This is a genomic window from Burkholderia sp. AW49-1 (assembly GCF_053427845.1).
This window is the reverse complement of record NZ_JBSAXF010000026.1, coordinates 31,512-46,985: the sequence shown is the minus strand read 5'-3', so window position 1 is coordinate 46,985 and position 15,474 is coordinate 31,512. Positions and strand designations below refer to the sequence as shown.

13 protein-coding genes are annotated in these 15,474 nt (G+C 69.0%); 6 read left to right on the top strand and 7 right to left on the bottom strand.

Features of this window, described 5'->3' with window-relative positions; translation table 11 throughout:
• The first annotated feature begins 194 nt into the window (after positions 1-194).
• Positions 195-1,610 carry an MFS transporter gene (locus ACV22W_RS27410; protein ID WP_448022646.1) on the top strand — a complete coding sequence of 472 codons (1,416 nt, stop codon included), beginning with the start codon at positions 195-197 and terminating at the stop codon, positions 1,608-1,610.
• A gap of 327 nt (positions 1,611-1,937) precedes the next feature.
• Positions 1,938-3,164, top strand: coding sequence for a hypothetical protein (locus ACV22W_RS27405; protein ID WP_448022645.1), 1,227 nt, complete (start codon positions 1,938-1,940; stop codon positions 3,162-3,164).
• A gap of 265 nt (positions 3,165-3,429) precedes the next feature.
• On the opposite strand, the gene ACV22W_RS27400 is transcribed toward ACV22W_RS27405, so the two are convergent.
• Together ACV22W_RS27400 and pdxR are read right to left on the bottom strand one after the other, a co-directional pair.
• The gene (locus tag ACV22W_RS27400; protein ID WP_448022644.1) at positions 3,430-5,628 is read right to left on the bottom strand and encodes a penicillin-binding protein 1A; all 2,199 of its coding nucleotides are present in this window, start codon (positions 5,626-5,628) and stop codon (positions 3,430-3,432) included.
• 97 nt (positions 5,629-5,725) lie between these two features.
• The gene (gene pdxR, locus ACV22W_RS27395; RefSeq protein ID WP_448022643.1) at positions 5,726-7,279 is read right to left on the bottom strand and encodes a MocR-like pyridoxine biosynthesis transcription factor PdxR; all 1,554 of its coding nucleotides are present in this window, start codon (positions 7,277-7,279) and stop codon (positions 5,726-5,728) included.
• A gap of 125 nt (positions 7,280-7,404) precedes the next feature.
• Here pdxR and ACV22W_RS27390 point away from each other — a divergent pair, with 125 nt between their 5' ends.
• A complete protein-coding gene (locus tag ACV22W_RS27390) occupies positions 7,405-8,043 on the top strand; it encodes an FMN-binding negative transcriptional regulator (protein WP_448022642.1) in 639 nt (212 codons plus the stop codon).
• Between the two features lie 49 nt (positions 8,044-8,092).
• Here the strand turns inward: ACV22W_RS27390 and ACV22W_RS27385 are convergent, their stop codons facing one another.
• The gene (locus ACV22W_RS27385) at positions 8,093-8,674 is read right to left on the bottom strand and encodes a thioredoxin family protein (protein ID WP_448022641.1); all 582 of its coding nucleotides are present in this window, start codon (positions 8,672-8,674) and stop codon (positions 8,093-8,095) included.
• 228 nt (positions 8,675-8,902) lie between these two features.
• On the opposite strand from ACV22W_RS27385, the gene ACV22W_RS27380 reads away from it, so the two are divergent.
• The gene (locus ACV22W_RS27380; protein WP_448022640.1) at positions 8,903-9,643 is read left to right on the top strand and encodes a response regulator; all 741 of its coding nucleotides are present in this window, start codon (positions 8,903-8,905) and stop codon (positions 9,641-9,643) included.
• Positions 9,640-10,962 carry an ATP-binding protein gene (locus ACV22W_RS27375; protein WP_448022639.1) on the top strand — a complete coding sequence of 441 codons (1,323 nt, stop codon included), beginning with the start codon at positions 9,640-9,642 and terminating at the stop codon, positions 10,960-10,962. The genes ACV22W_RS27380 and ACV22W_RS27375 overlap by 4 nt, the downstream gene beginning before the upstream one ends.
• 60 nt (positions 10,963-11,022) lie before the next feature.
• Here the strand turns inward: ACV22W_RS27375 and ACV22W_RS27370 are convergent, their stop codons facing one another.
• The 4 genes from ACV22W_RS27370 to ACV22W_RS27355 form a co-directional block, all read right to left on the bottom strand.
• Positions 11,023-11,634 (bottom strand): alpha/beta fold hydrolase, encoded by a 612-nt coding sequence (locus ACV22W_RS27370; RefSeq protein ID WP_448022638.1) that lies wholly within the window; start codon positions 11,632-11,634, stop codon positions 11,023-11,025.
• A 53-nt stretch (positions 11,635-11,687) separates the two neighbouring features.
• Positions 11,688-12,422: a metallophosphoesterase family protein gene (locus ACV22W_RS27365; RefSeq protein WP_448022637.1), complete on the bottom strand. Its 735-nt coding sequence runs from the start codon at positions 12,420-12,422 to the stop codon at positions 11,688-11,690.
• Between the two features lie 97 nt (positions 12,423-12,519).
• On the bottom strand, positions 12,520-13,056 hold the full coding sequence (locus tag ACV22W_RS27360; protein ID WP_448022636.1) for a GNAT family N-acetyltransferase: 537 nt from the start codon (positions 13,054-13,056) through the stop codon (positions 12,520-12,522).
• Between the two features lie 42 nt (positions 13,057-13,098).
• A complete protein-coding gene (locus ACV22W_RS27355) occupies positions 13,099-13,731 on the bottom strand; it encodes a LysE family translocator (RefSeq protein ID WP_448022635.1) in 633 nt (210 codons plus the stop codon).
• Between the two features lie 314 nt (positions 13,732-14,045).
• Between ACV22W_RS27355 and ACV22W_RS27350 the strand changes: the two genes are divergently transcribed.
• A complete protein-coding gene (locus tag ACV22W_RS27350) occupies positions 14,046-15,239 on the top strand; it encodes a porin (protein WP_059691620.1) in 1,194 nt (397 codons plus the stop codon).
• Positions 15,240-15,474: the final 235 nt, after the last annotated feature.

Genomic DNA, 15,474 nt, shown 5'->3' with positions numbered 1-15,474 from the left:
CCGGCGAACCTTACAGATCCGACAGACGGTTACGCAATTTACACAATACCCGGCGCGAAAGTGGGGTGTCCGAACCGGTTCGCCACGCCGCGCGGCCCGCGCGGCGTGCCGGTACAATGCAGCGAATCGCCCGACGGCGGCCCGCTGGCCGCCGGACAACAAAACACACGACACGATCAGGAGACACGACCAAGATGGTCTCAACGGACAGCTTTCCACAGGCAGCCGCCTCGTCCTCTTCCATCGACGCCGGCTCGATTTCAGCCCGCCTCGATCGCCTGCCGCCGACCCGCAGCGTCTGGAAACTCGTCGTGCTGCTGAGCCTCGGCTTCTTCTTCGAACTCTACGATCTGCTGTACAGCGGCTACGTCGCGCCGGGCCTCGTGAAAAGCGGGATCCTGTCCGCGACGACGCACGGCCTGTTCGGCACCACGGGCGTCGCGAGCTTCATCGCCGCGTTGTTTTCCGGCCTTTTCATCGGCACGATCGCATGCGGCTTTCTCGCGGACCGCTTCGGCCGCCGCGCGATCTTCACGTGGTCGCTGTTGTGGTACACCGCCGCCAACGTCGTGATGGCGTTCCAGGACACGGCGGGCGGATTGAACTTCTGGCGCTTCGTCGTCGGTCTCGGCCTCGGTGTCGAGATGGTGACGATCGGCACGTACATCTCCGAACTCGTGCCGAAGCAGATCCGCGGCCGCGCGTTCGCGTGCGAGCAGGCGGTCGGCTTCGTCGCGGTGCCGGTGGTCGCGTTCCTCGCGTATCTGCTCGTGCCGCACGCACCGCTCGGCCTCGACGGCTGGCGCTGGGTCGTGCTGATCGGCGCGCACGGCGCGCTGTTCGTGTGGTGGATTCGTCGCGAGTTGCCCGAGAGCCCGCGCTGGCTCGCGCAGCAGGGTCGCGTCGACGAGGCCGATCGCATCATGCGCGCGCTCGAGGCGAAGGTCGAAGCCGAATACGGCCGGCTGCCGCCGCCCGCGCCGGCCGAGCCGGTGCCGCCGCGCGGCAGCTTCCGCGACATGTGGGTGCCGCCGTATCGCAGCCGCACGATCATGATGACGATCTTCAACGTGTTCCAGACGGTCGGCTTCTACGGCTTCGCGAACTGGGTGCCGACGCTGCTGATCAAGCAGGGCATCACGATCACGTCGAGTCTCATGTATTCGAGCGTGATCGCGCTTGCGGCGCCGCTCGGCCCGCTGATCGGCCTCGTGATCGCCGACCGCTTCGAGCGCAAGTCGGTGATCGTCGCGATGGCGGCGGCGATCGTCGTCTGCGGGCTGCTGTTCAGCCAGACGACGGCGGGCGCATTCCTGATCGTGCTCGGCATCGGCCTCACGCTCGCGAGCAACATCATGTCGTACAGCTTCCACGCGTATCAGGCCGAGCTGTTCCCGACGTCGATCCGCGCGCGCGCGGTGGGCTTCGTCTATTCGTGGAGCCGCTTCTCGGCGATCTTCTCGTCGTTCGTGATCGCGGCCGTGCTGAAGGGCTTCGGCACGTTGGGCGTGTTCGCGTTCATCGCCGGTGCGATGGTGATCGTGATGGTCGCGATCGGGTTCATGGGGCCGCGTACCAAAGGCATCGCGCTCGAAACCATTTCGAAGTAGACGCCGGTTGCGCACTCGCGTGTCGCGTGCGGCACGCGGGTGAATGTCCGGCATGTCGTGTTGCCGGAATGGCCAAATGAAGCGACCTGCCATGCAGCGGTCTAGCAAGCGGCAACGAGTTGAAACAAAGCGTGACGAAGCGCAAAACCGCCGCGAAACCGGCGGTTCGGCCCTGCCGATTCGTGTCTGCGCGGGTAGAATGGAAGACCTGACGACTCATTAGCCGCCATTGGACCGAACGCGTTGTACTGCGAACGACTCCACCGAGAAGAGGCGTCGGCGCCGGGCACATGCGTGCCGCCGGCGTGTCGATGGCTTGCGCGGGAGATGCGCCGTTCGCAACGTGCGGCGGCCGGATCGGCCGATGGCTTCGATCGCATGATGCTCTCCGACCTGACGCGGCGGCTGTCCAAGTCGCGTTGCCGTACCCTCGCGGCCGCCACGTATGTGTGGCTCGCGGCTGCTGTCCCGATTTCCGTTCTCGTTGCGCAGCCAGCGGTTGCCGCGGCCGACGTGCCGTCGGCCACTGCTACGTTTTCCTCATCAACTGCTTCGGCCGCGCATCCGGCTTCGCCGGCGCATGGGTCGTCGGAGGCAGCACCGGTTTCCGCGGCGTCCGCCGTGCATCATGCGTCACCCGCCAGCGGGGCATCGGGAGCGTCCGCAGCCTCTCCGGCCTCCGCGGCATCGGCAGCATCAGGCACGCCGGCAAGTGAAGCCGAAGCGCCCGCGCCGACGCCGCCGCGCCGGCACCCGCCGCTGTCGGCCGAGGAGGCGAGGAACGCAACCGCGCGTGCGATCGACATGCGCAAGCGCTTCACGCAGGAAGTCACGCGACGCCTGAACGTGCCCGCTGGCGAGCAGCGCGCGTATGGCGATCGCCTTCAGAACGCGCTCGCCGATGCGGATCTCGGCGACCTGGCCGGTGAATATGTTGCGCTCGTCGACCGTGCGCCGAACGTGCAGGCGCTGTTCATCTACTTTCGCGCGACGCCGTCCAACGCGTGGCTGATGATCGGTGCGTCGCCGGTCGGCACCGGCTGGCCCGGCAAATACGATCACTTCCTGACGCCGCTCGGCGTGTTCCACCACTCACCCGACAACATGGACTTCCGCGCGGAAGGCACGACGAACGACAACGGCATTCGCGGCTACGGCAAGCGCGACATGCGCATCTACGACTTCGGCTGGGTGGACGGCGAGCGGGGCTGGGGCAAGGGCGGCAAGTCGCCGATGCGCTTTCAGATGCACGCGACCGACCCCGATCGCCTCGAACCGCTGCTCGGCATCCGGCATTCGAAAGGCTGCGTGCGGATTCCTGCATCGCTGAACACGTTCCTCGACACGCACGGCATCCTCGACGACGACTATCAGGCGCGCGTCGAGGCCGGCAAGTCATTATGGGTGTTGCGCCGCGATCGCGACATCACGCCGATCGCCGGCCGCTACCTGGCCGTGATCGACAGCGCGCGCAAGACGCGTCCGGCATGGTCGCCGGCGCCGGGGCGCAACGCATGGTCGAAGCTGCCGAAGAACGGCGACACGGCAGACTGACGACAGCCCGTCCGACGAGGGCGGTACGGCGGGTGCGCCAGTTCGATGTATTGGCCGCGACGCTCGCGGGGGCCTGAGCGCGTTGTCGGCCGCATCCGCCGGCCGGCGCGTCAACCGGCCGGCGCATCGTTCGGGTGCTGGCGCAGGTCGCCCGCGGAACGCGAATTCGCTACGCGCCTTCCACGCGCTCGCACGCGTCGATGATGCGCGGCGCGTGCCGGGATCGCTTCGTCCAGGAGGACGAAGCGTCATTGTCGAGCAGTGCTCAGCGGAAGATCTTCAGCCAGTCGAACAGGCCGGGGTGCGGGCGCCGCTTCGGCACCGGCGCTGGCGCACTGCGCGGCCGGAAGTCGGGCGAGAACTGCACGTGCGGATCGATCGCGCGCGCACGCAGCGCCGCATCATAGAACGAGCCGACGATCGGCAGCGCGCTGTGCGCGCCCGCGCCCCAGTAATCGCTGCGCAGCGTCACGCTACCGTCGTCGAAGCCGACCCATGCACCGGCCACCAGTTGCGGATGCATCAGGATGAACCAGCCGTCCGTGTTGTCCTGCGTCGTACCGGTCTTGCCCGCGACGTCGACGCGAATCCCGTAGCGCGAGCGGATGTCGGCGCCGGTGCCGTAATCGACGACGCCGCGCATCACGTCGACCAGCGTCTGTGCCGCGGCCACCGGCAGCGCGCGTTCGGGCGGCGCGCTGCCGAACGCGGCGAGCACCTTGCCGTCGCGGTCCTCGATGCGCGTGATCATCTGCGGCGCGACGTACATGCCGCGGTTCGCGATCGTCCCGTACGCGGACACCATTTCCTTCAGCGTGACGGGGCTCGTGCCGAGCGCGAGCGACGGCACCGCGTCGAGCGCGCTGTCGCGCACGCCCATCGCGCGCGCGAGCTGCGCAACCCTGGCCGCGCCTTCGCGCTGCATCACCTGCGCGGTGATGCGATTGCGCGACAGCGCAAGCGCGTCGCGCAACGTCATCGGCGCGTCCGTCGGCGGCTCGGCATCGGTCGGGTGCCACACCGCGTGCGCGCCGATCGGGATCGCGACGGGGCGATCGACGAACGTATCGTCCGGCCGCATGCCGTCCGCGAACGCGGCGCCATAGACGAACGGTTTGAACGTCGAGCCCGGCTGGCGTCGCGCCTGCACGACGTGATCGAATGGCTCGCTGCCGAAATCGGGGCTGCCGACCCATGCGCGAATCGCGCCGTTACGCGGATCGATCGCGACGAAGCCCGCCTGCACCTGCGTCTTGCGCTCGCACAACGCCCGGATGAACGCGCGATTCGCGCCGAGCTGCTTCAGCGCCGCCGCATCGGCGAGCCCCGCGTCGCGCGCGGCGCGATAGTCGGGCGTCTGCCGGATAAAGCCGCGGAACAGGTCGTTGCGCAGCCCGCAGCCGGACGGGTTGTGCCACGCGCTATCGGCGATCGCCTGCAGGCGATCGGTCTGCTGCGTCAGCGCTTGCGTCGCCATGTCCTGCAGTTGCGCATCGAGCGTCGTGCGCACGACGAGGCCGTCGGCGTAAAGATCGTAGTTGTTGCGGTCGGCCCATGCGATCAGCCACTTGCGCAGCTGCACCGCGAAGTGCGGGGCCGGGCCAGGCTGCGCGGTCTGCGGCTCGAAGTCGACGCGCAGCGGCCGGCGCTGCAACTGCGCGAGCTGCCGTGGCGACAGCATGCCCATCGCCGCCATCCGGGCGAGCACGATGTTGCGGCGCTGTTCCGCGCGCTCGGGGTTCAGCACCGGGTTGTAATAGCTGTTGCCCTTGAGCATCCCGACGAGCGTCGCGCTTTCGACGATGTCGAGCTGGTCCGCCGACTTGCCGAAATAGGTGCGCGCGGCCATCTCGACGCCATACGCGTTGTACAGGAACGGCACCGTGTTCAGGTAGGTCTCGAGAATCTCGTCCTTGCTGTACACCGTCTCGATCTTGAACGCGGTGATCAGCTCCTTCACCTTGCGCGTGAGCGTCGGCGCGCGGCCGACTTCGTCCGGATACAGGTTGCGCGCGAGCTGCTGCGTGATCGTCGAGCCGCCCTGGCGGCTGCCCGAGAACGTGTGCAGCCCGGCCGCGAGCGTGCGGCGCCAGTCGATGCCGTGATGCGCGTAGAAGCGGTGGTCCTCGGTCGCGATCAGCGCGTCGACCATGTGCGGCGAGATCTGCTTGAGCGGCACCCATTCGCGATTGACGGGTCGGAATTCGGCGATCAGCTGACCGTCGGCCGACAGCACGCGCGCGGGGCGGTCGATGCGCGCCTTGCGGATGTCGCCGATGCTCGGCGTGAACGGCACGAACGCGAGCAGGACCAGCAAGCCGAGCACCGGTATCGCGGCGAGCGTCAGCGCGACACCGCGGCGCGTCGGATGGCGCAGGCGATGCCAAGCGCCGGTGCCCAGCACGCGGGCGCCGGTGCGGCAGCGAAGCCACAGGTCACGAAGAAACGGCACGAAGCGATTCACGGCGGCAGGAGCGTGAGCGGAAAAGGCGCGATCCTAGCAAACCGCGCACCGTCGCCGGCGGCCAAACAGCCCGTTTGCTTGCAGGATTTACAGACGATTACGTTTGTTTCCCGCGGACAACCTTTGGTCGTGTGCGCCGCCGCGATTCTTCCGATGAAACGGTGCCGGCCGCTTCGCCGACCACATCCGCGAGCCGCTGCGCGGCCACTTCCATCCGCGCGCGATCGAACCCGCCGAAGCCGAGCACGAGGCCCGGACGCGCGGTGCCCGGCGCGAACATCGGCGACACCGCGCGCACCGCGACGCCCGCCTGCGCGGCGCGCGCCACCACGTCGAGATCGTCGATCCCTTGCGCGAGCCACAGCACGACGTGCATCCCCTGATCGCCCGGCTGCACCCACGCGCGCTCGCGCGGCAGCCGCGCGCCGAGCGTGTCGATCAGCAGCGCCCGCTGTTCCGCGTAGACGCCGCGCACCCGGCGAATGTGGCGGTCGAGATGCCCTTCCGCGATGAAGGCGGCGAGCACGTGCTGATCGGCGGTCGGCGTGTGCCGATCCATCAGCGCGCGCGCGCCGCAGAACGCGGGCACGAGGTCGTCGGGCGCGATCACGTAGCCGAGCCGCAGCGACGGGAACAGGATCTTGCTGAACGTGCCGAGATAGACCACGTGTTCCGGATCCAGGCCTTGCAGCGACGGAAACGGATAGCCTTCGTAGCGCAGCTCGCTGTCGTAGTCGTCCTCGACCACCCACGCGCGATGTGCGCGCGCCCAGCCGAGCAGTGCGTTGCGTCGCGCCATGCTCATCGGCATCCCGAGCGGGTACTGATGCGACGGCGTGACGAACGCCGCGCGTGCGTTCGGCGCGAGACGGATGCCGGCCTCGACGTCGATGCCGTCCGCGTCGACCGGCACGCGGACCATCGCGTCGCTCCGGCCGGTGCTCTCGAGCAGCGCGGTGATGCCGCGATAGGCGGGATTCTCGACCCACGCGCGATCGTTCGGGCCGAGCAGGACCTGGCTCGCGAGGTGCAGCCCCTGTTGCGTGCCGCTCGTGATCACGACTTGATCGGCGCTGCAGCGCACCGAGCGCGAGCGGCGCACGTAATCGGCGATCGCTTCGCGCAGCGGCAGCGCGCCTTGCGGATCCGCGTAACCGGACGGCGCACCGGCGCCGCGGGCGCGCAGGCGGTTGCCGAGCCGGCGCCAGATGTCGTCGGGCGCGGTGAGCCCGGCCGGCACCGAGATCGCGAACGGCACGGCCGGCAACGGACGGAATTCGCGGGCGACCCGCGCGAACGTCGCGGCCGGTTCGGGCAGCCCGGCGTGTGCGGCACGCCGCCGGGCGGCGGGCGGTTCACCGGCCGGCGGAGCGGGCTCGGCCAGGGCGTTCGCGACCCGCGTGCCGGCGCCGCCGCGCGACTCCAGGAAGCCTTCGGCGACGAGCTGCGCATACGCGTCGACGACGGTGCCGCGCGCGACCTGGAGCGACGTCGCGAGCAGCCGCGTGGACGGCAGCGTGTCGCCGGGCCGCATGTCGCCACACCGCACTGCGTCCCGCAACGCCTGCGCGAGCTGGCGGCTCAGGTCGCCGGCCGCGCGGTCGAGCACACCGAGCGACGGGATTTCGACGATCCGGGCGGTTCTGGCCATGATTCTGGTCTGCTGAAATTGTTCGAAACCGGCTCTACAGAATAAACCAGTTAGCGATCACAATCTGCGCATGAGGGGCCGGTTGCGCCTGTTCCGTCCGAACCCTTTTCGACCGTGGAGCCGCCATGTATGTCCCTGCCGATTTCGCCGAATCCCGCCCCGACGCGCTGCGCGAACTGATCGTCGATCATCCGTTCGGCAGCCTGGTCACGCACGGGAAGGGTGGGCTCGACGCGAACCACCTCCCGTTCGAGTGGCTGGCGGGCGACGGCGGTCTCGGCGAGCTGCATGCGCACGTCGCGCGGGCGAATCCGGTCTGGCAGGAGGTCGCGAACGGCGACGAGGTGCTCGTGATCTTCCGCGCCGGCGACGCGTACATCTCGCCGAACTGGTACCCGAGCAAGCACGCGGCGCATCGGCAGGTGCCGACGTGGAACTACGTGGTCGTGCATGCATACGGCCGCATCACGGTGCGCGACGACGAGAAGTTCGTGCGCGGCGTGGTCGCGCGGCTGACGCGCACGCACGAGGCGTCGCAGCCGGCGCCGTGGAAGATGACCGACGCGCCGAAGGACTATCTCGACACGATGCTGCAGTCGATCGTCGGGCTGCAGATCGAGATCACGCGGCTCGTCGGCAAGCGCAAGCTCGGGCAGAACAAGGCGGTCGACGATATCCGCGGCGCGGGCGACGCGCTGATCGCGGACGGGAATCTCGCGATCGGGGAGGCGATGCTGGCGGAGGCGGATGCGAAGCGGAAGTAAGTCGCGGTGAATCGCACGGGGGCGCATGCCGCGCCCCGGCCGGCGCACGCTACTGCGTACGCGTCGCGCCCTTCGCCGCTTCCCCCGCCTGCGCCAGCGCGCCCCGAATCGCCGCTTCCGTCTTGTCATACCCGCCCTCGCCGTACCGCGTATAGACGACCTTCCCGTTCGCGTCGATCAGGTACAGCGCGGGCCAGTACTGGTTCCCGTACGCACGCCACGTGTCGTAGCGGTTGTCCTGCGCGACCGGATACTGGATGCCGAAGCGCTTGACCGCATCGGCGACGTTCTTCGCGTCGCGTTCGAACGGATACTCGGGCGTATGCACGCCGACCACGACGAGCCCCTGGTCGCGATACTTCCGGTACCAGTCGTTCACGTACGGAATCGTATGGATGCAGTTGATGCACGAGTACGTCCAGAAATCGACCAGCACGACCTTGCCGCGCAACTGGTCGAGCTTGAGCGGCGCGCTGTTGTGCCAGCGCTCGATGCCGGTGAAGTCGGGCGCCGGCGTGCCCGCCAGCGAGGCGGTCATGCCCGTGTCGTCGCGGGTGCCGGCGAACGCGGCGAGCCCGGCCGTGGCGGCGAGGGCGATCACGAGGGCGGCGGTCTTGAATCTGGGCAGCATGGCGGTTCTCCGGTTCGGCCGGCCGCCGCGCGAGTGCGCGGGCCGGACAGGTTTCGACAGCCGTCATTGGGCCGCGCCGACGTATCCGCGGTGTGTCCGGCAAGCCGCGCGTGTGCAATGTTGTGTGTCGTCACGGCGGCGCGATACATTGGGATACAAACGCGCGCCCGCGGTGCGGTATAAAAGCGGACATCATCAGCCGGAACATCACGCCAACGACATCGACTCATGGACAAGATCGACCACGTACTGATCGTCGACGACGATCGCGCGATCCGCGAACTGATCGCGGACTATCTGGAGAAGAACGGCATGCGCGTGTCGCTCGCCGCGAACGGCCGCGAGATGCGCAACGCGCTCGACGACGGCGCGCCGGACCTGATCGTGCTCGATCTGATGATGCCCGGCGAGGACGGCCTCACGCTGTGCCGCGACCTGCGCGCGGGCAAGTTCCGGACGGTGCCGGTGCTGATGCTGACCGCGCGCGGCGAGGAAACCGACCGCATCATCGGCCTCGAGATGGGCGCCGACGACTATCTGGCGAAGCCGTTCGCGGTGCGCGAACTGCTCGCGCGGATCCGCTCGGTGCTGCGCCGCGCGCGCATGCTGCCGCCCGGCATGCAGGTGACGGAGACGGCCGCGATGCTCGCGTTCGGCGAGTGGCGGCTCGACACGACGGGGCGTCACCTGCTCGACACAGAAGGCATGCTGGTCGCGTTGAGCGGCGCCGAGTACCGGCTGCTGCGCGTGTTCCTCGACAATCCGCAGCGCGTGCTGACGCGCGACCAGTTGCTCAACCTCACGCAGGGCCGCCAGTCCGATCCGTTCGACCGGTCGATCGACCTGCTCGTGAGCCGGCTGCGGCAGCGCCTGCGCGACGGCGCGCGCGAGCCGCGCTACATCAAGACGCTGCGCAACGAGGGCTACGTGTTCTCGTCGGCGGTGACCGCGGTCGAAGGCGACGCATGAACACGCGCACTCCGTGGCACTGGCCGCGCTCGCTGTTCGCGCGGCTCGCGCTGATCCTGTGCGTGGGCCTCGCGCTCGCGCAGACGCTGTCGTTCTGGCTCACCGTGACCGAGCGCGACCAGGCGACCACCAACCTGATGATGGGCTACATCGAGCGCGAGGTCGCGAGCTCGGTCGCGCTGCTCGACCACCTGCCGCCCGACCAGCGCGCCGCATGGCTGCCGCGTCTCGCGCGGCGCAGCTACGCGTTCATCCTCGGGCCGGGCGAGACGGGCACGCCGCCGGAGGCGCGGCTCTCGGCGCGCGTCGAGCGTTCGATCTCGGACGGCATCGGCGGCGATTACCCGCTGACCGCGAACGCGCTCCCAGGCGATCGCGAGCATCTGCAAGTGCATCTGCGCCTGACCGACGGCTCGCCGCTGACGATCGACATCCATCCGATGTCGACGGTGCCGCTGTCGGGCTGGCTGCCGGTCGTGCTCGCGCTGCAGCTCGCGGTGCTCGCCGCATGCTGCTGGCTCGCGGTGCGGCTCGCGACGCGGCCGCTGAAGCAGCTCGCGCAGGCGGCCGACGCGCTCGGCCCCGACCTGAAGGGCGAACGCCTGAACGAGGACGGCCCGTCCGAGGTCGCACGCGCGGCCCGCGCGTTCAACGCGATGCAGGACCGCATCGCGCAGTACATGGCCGAGCGCATGCAGATCCTCGCGTCGATCTCGCACGATTTACAGACGCCGATCACGCGGATGCGGCTGCGCGTCGACGTGATGGACGACGATGCGCAGGGCGCGAAGCTGCGCCAGGATCTGCTCGAGATGGAGCATCTGGTGAAGGAAGGCGTCGCGTATGCGCGCACGCTGCACGGCACGGAAGAGGCCGCGCGCCGCATCGATCTCGACGCACTGCTCGACAGCATCGTGTGCGACTACACGGATGCGGGGCAGGACGTCGCGCTGCACAGCGGCGGGGCGCTCGCGCTCGTCACGCGGCCGAAGGCGCTGCGCCGGATCGTCGGCAACCTCGTCGACAACGCGCTGAAGTTCGCGGGCGCGGCCGAGATCGCCGTGCAGGCGGCGCCGGGCGGCGGCGCGGTCATCGCGGTGCTCGATCGCGGGCCCGGCATTCCGGACGATCAGCTCGACGCGGTATTCGAACCGTTCCGGCGCGTGGAGACGTCGCGCAACCGCGAGACCGGCGGCACGGGGCTCGGCCTCGCGATCGCGCGTCAGCTCGCGCTCGCGATGGGCGGCACGCTGACGTTGCGCAACCGGCCGGACGGCGGCGGGCTTGAAGCGCGGTTGACGCTGGCGAACGCTGCGTGACCGGACGCCGCTTGAGGCGGCGTCAAGGGCATTGCGGGCGTCGAGTCGAAGCGCCCCGCGTCACGCGCGCTGCAAATGCGCGTCGACAAGCGGTGCAAGCGTATCCGCATGCACCGCCGCGAGATCGTGGCGGCCGCCCGGCACCACATGCAGCTGCGCATCGGGCAGCCGTTCGAGCAGGCGCCGCCCGGCGGCGACCGGACTGATCGGATCGTCGTCACCCCACAGCAGGAGCGTCGGCTGCGCGACACGGTCGAGGTCGTGCGACAGGTCGGCGCGAAACGTGAGGAACCAGTCGGGCAACTGCGGGTTCGCTTCCGCGAAGCCGTCGCGCCAGTCCTGCGCGCCGAGCCCCTGCATGTCGAGGCCGCCGGACGTGACCGTCAGCACCAGATGCGTGACGAGCGCCGCACGTTCGAGCGCCGCGCGCATCGCGATCACACCGCCCATCGATTGCGCGATCACGGCGGTCGGCCGGTCGATCGCGGTCAGCACATGGCGCACGAGGCCGTCGAAGTCGTCGACGGCCGGATCGCGCGGCGTGTCGCCGAAGCCCGGATAGCCGACGATCCGTCGCGCGGCCGGATGCGCGAGGCGGCTCGCGAGCGGTTGCCAGAACGCGGTGCTGCCCGACGCACCGGGCAGGAAAAGCAGTTGCGATGGAACGGGCATGACGGGTTGATTTTCCGGGGGGTGAAGCGGGTTGAACGAGGCGTGACGCTGCATCAGCACCGGCCGGTGCGCAGCGCGACGGTCCAGTTGTCGCGGCCGTGCGATGCCGCGGTGGCGGCGGCCGCATGCCAGTCGTATTCGACCGCATGGAACTCGGCGTGCCAGCCGGCCGGCGTGCGCGACACCATCGCATAGCGCGCATGTGGCGAACCGGTTTCGATCCGGTGCGGATGCGGAAGATCGTCCATGTAAGCCTGCAGCCCGACGCTGCCCGGGTTGACGATCACACGGCCGTCGTCGAGCTTCGCGATGCGCGGCACATGCGTATGGCCGCACAGGATCAGCGACGCCGGCGTGTCGCCCGCGCGCTGCGCGACTTCATCGGGCGTCGCCGCGCGGCAGCCGTCGGGCGTCACCGTTTCGAGGAAATAGACCAGGTCGCTGGCGGGCGTACCGTGAACCATCAGCACGTCGTCATCGAGCGTCAGGCGCTCGGGCAGTGCGGCGAGCCACGTGCGATGGTCGTCGCGCAGCGTGTCGTGCGCCCAGCGATCGGACAGCCGCATCGCGTCGCGATCGCCGGTCAGCAGTTGCCGTTCGTGATTGCCCTTGATGGTCGGCAGGTCGAGCGCGATCAGGCGGTCGGCCGTGTCGGCCGGATGGAGTGCGCCCGACACGATGTCGCCGAGGTTGACGATCACGTCGGCGCCACGGCGGCGCACGTCGTCGAGCACCGCGTCGAGCGCGGCGAGGTTGCCGTGGATGTCGGACAGCGCGGCGATTTTCATGTTGAGCAAGTCGAGGCGAGGAACGGCGATTGTCGCGAATTCGGCGCGGATCGTCCAATCGCATCGATGGCGGGACACGCGCGACGCGCGGCGAGTGTCAGTCGGTCGCGATGCGCGCGTACATCGCGAAATCGCCCGGCACGCCACGCACCATCCGGAACGCGCGCAACAACCCTTCGTAGCGGTAGCCACATTTCTGCAGGACGCGCGCGGAGCCGGCGTTGCTGGTCAGCACGACGCCCTGGATGCGCATGAAGCCACCTTCGGCGAACGCCCACGCGGTGACGCTCGCGCACAGCGCGCTCGCGATGCCGCGCCCCCAGTGCGACGGCGCGAGGTCATACGCGATCTCGGCCGAGCGGTTCGCGGTGGACACCGTATGCAGTCCGATCGTCCCGATGAGCGCGCCCGACGCGTCGTCGACGATCGCGAGACGGCGGATCGAATCCGGATGAGTCGACTCGATGCCGTCGAACAGCGGCAGCAGATCGTCGCGCGCATGCAGGTTCCAGCTCGTGTGGCGGACGACGTCGTGATTCGACAGGTACGCATACCACGCGTCGAGATCCGCGCGGTCGAGCTGCCGGAGCGACAGGTCGGGGAAATCGGAGCGGGGCGGCGCGACGATCCTCACCGCGCACCCGCCACGCACGATACGGCGCGCATGCCGACGCGCCTACGCGGCATGACGCCGGTACAGCGCGAGCGAACCGGCCAGGGCGAGCAGCATCGCGCCGCACGTGCGTTCGAGCCACAGCGCGCCCGAGCGCTTCAGCAGCCGCACCGCGCGAGCGCCGAGCAGCGCGTAGCCGAACATCACCGCCCCGTCGAGCAGCGCGAACGTGACCGCGAGCGCGACGTATTGCGGCGCGAGCGGCGCGGACGGATCGAGGAACTGCGGCAGGAATGCGGAGAAGAACAGATAGCCCTTGGGATTGGTCACCGCGGTCAGGAAGCTCTTCGCGAAGATCGACGCGTTGCGGCCGTGCGCCGCGCCGCCATGCGCGACGGCGACGTCGAGCGAGCCCTTCGACGTGAGCAGCCGGATGCCGACATACGCGAGATAGGCGGCGCCCAGCCATTTCACCACCGAGAACCAGAATGCCGACGCCATCAGCAGCGCGCCGAGGCCGAGCGCGACCGCGACGATCAGCGCGAAGTCGGACAGCATCGCGCCGGCGAAACCGTAGGCCGCTCGGCGCACGCCGTAGCGCGAGCCGTTGGTCAGTGCGAGCAGCACGGTCGGGCCGGGCGTCGCGATTCCGACGAACGCAACGGCGGTGAAGATCAGCAGGGTCGTCTGATGCATGCCGAAGGCTCCCTGTGGAAGGCGGGTGCTCGATTATCGGGCGCGCGTCGTCGCGCTGTACAGCGGCGTTCGATGCTCGACCGATTATCTCGATTCTCGCAAGAAATTGTTTTCATCATTGCGCTGTCGACGGGAACCGGTTCCAACTACCATGGCGGCCGTGGCGGGCATGCTCGCCGCGACGTCGCGCGCGCGTATCGCACGCGCGCGTTCCCGTATGCGGCCGCGGCCGGCCTCGCATGCCGGCGGATCTCCCTGCCGCACACGCTACTCGCATAGAACAACGGGTTCACCGCCCGGAGACGCTAACAACCATGAACAAGCAACTGATCGCAGCCCCGCTGCTGCTCTCGCTCGCGGGCATCGCATCCGCGCAAAGCTCCGTCACGCTGTACGGCATCGTCGACGCGGGCGTCACCTATCGCAGCAACGACCGGGTCGGCTCGCCGGGCGCCTATACCGGACATTCGAACGTCGGCCTGACCACCGGCAACCTGTCCGGCAGCCGCTGGGGCATCAAGGGTTCCGAGGATCTCGGCGGCGGGATGCGCGCGCTGTTCGTGCTCGAGAACGGCTTCGACATCACCAACGGCACGTCGGGCCAGGGCGGTCGCCAGTTCGGCCGGCAGGCGTTCGTCGGCGTCGGCAGCACCCGTTACGGCACGGTCACGCTCGGCCGCCAGTACACGTCGCTCGACGACTTCGTGAGCCCGGTCGGCCCGTCGTCGTTCATCGGCGGCTTCGGCGCGCACCCGGGCGACATCGACGATCTCGACCAGACCGCGCGCGTCGACAGTTCGATCAAGTACACGAGCGCGAACTACTCGGGCTTCACGTTCGGCGCGCTGTACGGCTTCGGCAGCCAGCCGGGCAGCATGAAGCAGCGCAACACGTGGAGCGTCGGCGCGGCATACGCGGCGGGGCCGCTGCGCGTGGGCGTCGGCTACGAGCGTTCGGACAACAGCAAGACGGGCGCGACCGACCCGACGGCCGGCAAGTGGCGAAGCACCGACGACGGCCTGTTCAACTCGTCGATCAACGAAGGCTATGCGAGCGCGCAGTCGCAGCAGATCATCGCGACCGGCGCGACGTACGACTTCGGGCCGGCCGTGGTCGGCGTGAACTACAGCAACGTGCAGTACCGCAGCGGTGCTCAGTCGCTGTTCAACGGCCACGCGACCTTCAACGTCGCGGGCGTGTTCACGCGCTGGAACGTGCAGCCGCAGACGCAACTGTTCGCGGGCTACAGCTACACGCGCGGCAGCGACGTCGACGGCATCGACAACCGTGCGCAGTATCACAACGTCACGCTCGGCGCGGTCTACGACCTGTCGAAGCGCACCAGCGTGTACCTGCTCGGCGCCTACCAGCATGCGTCCGGCACGACGCTCGACGCGCTCGGCCGGCCGGTGGCCGCGACCGCTTCGGTGTCGGACAAGGCGAACGGCCACTCGTCCGACTCGCGGTCGCAGGCGATCGTCAGCCTCGGCCTGCGCCAGAAGTTCTGACGTCACGCGCATGACCGGCGGCTCGCGTTCGATGCGGGCCGCCGGTCGCGTGGCGTGCGGCCTTCCCAGTTACCGGAGTCGTCTCTTCGTCCGCCGCATTCGCGGCACATCTTCCATGCCGTGTGCGTCGGCAACGGCATTGCGCCGCTCATCGTCCTATTTCACTTCTTCGCGATTTTCAAGGCGATGCGGTACGCGGACTGCGCATCCAGTCGAGTAATGCGGCGCGCGCCGG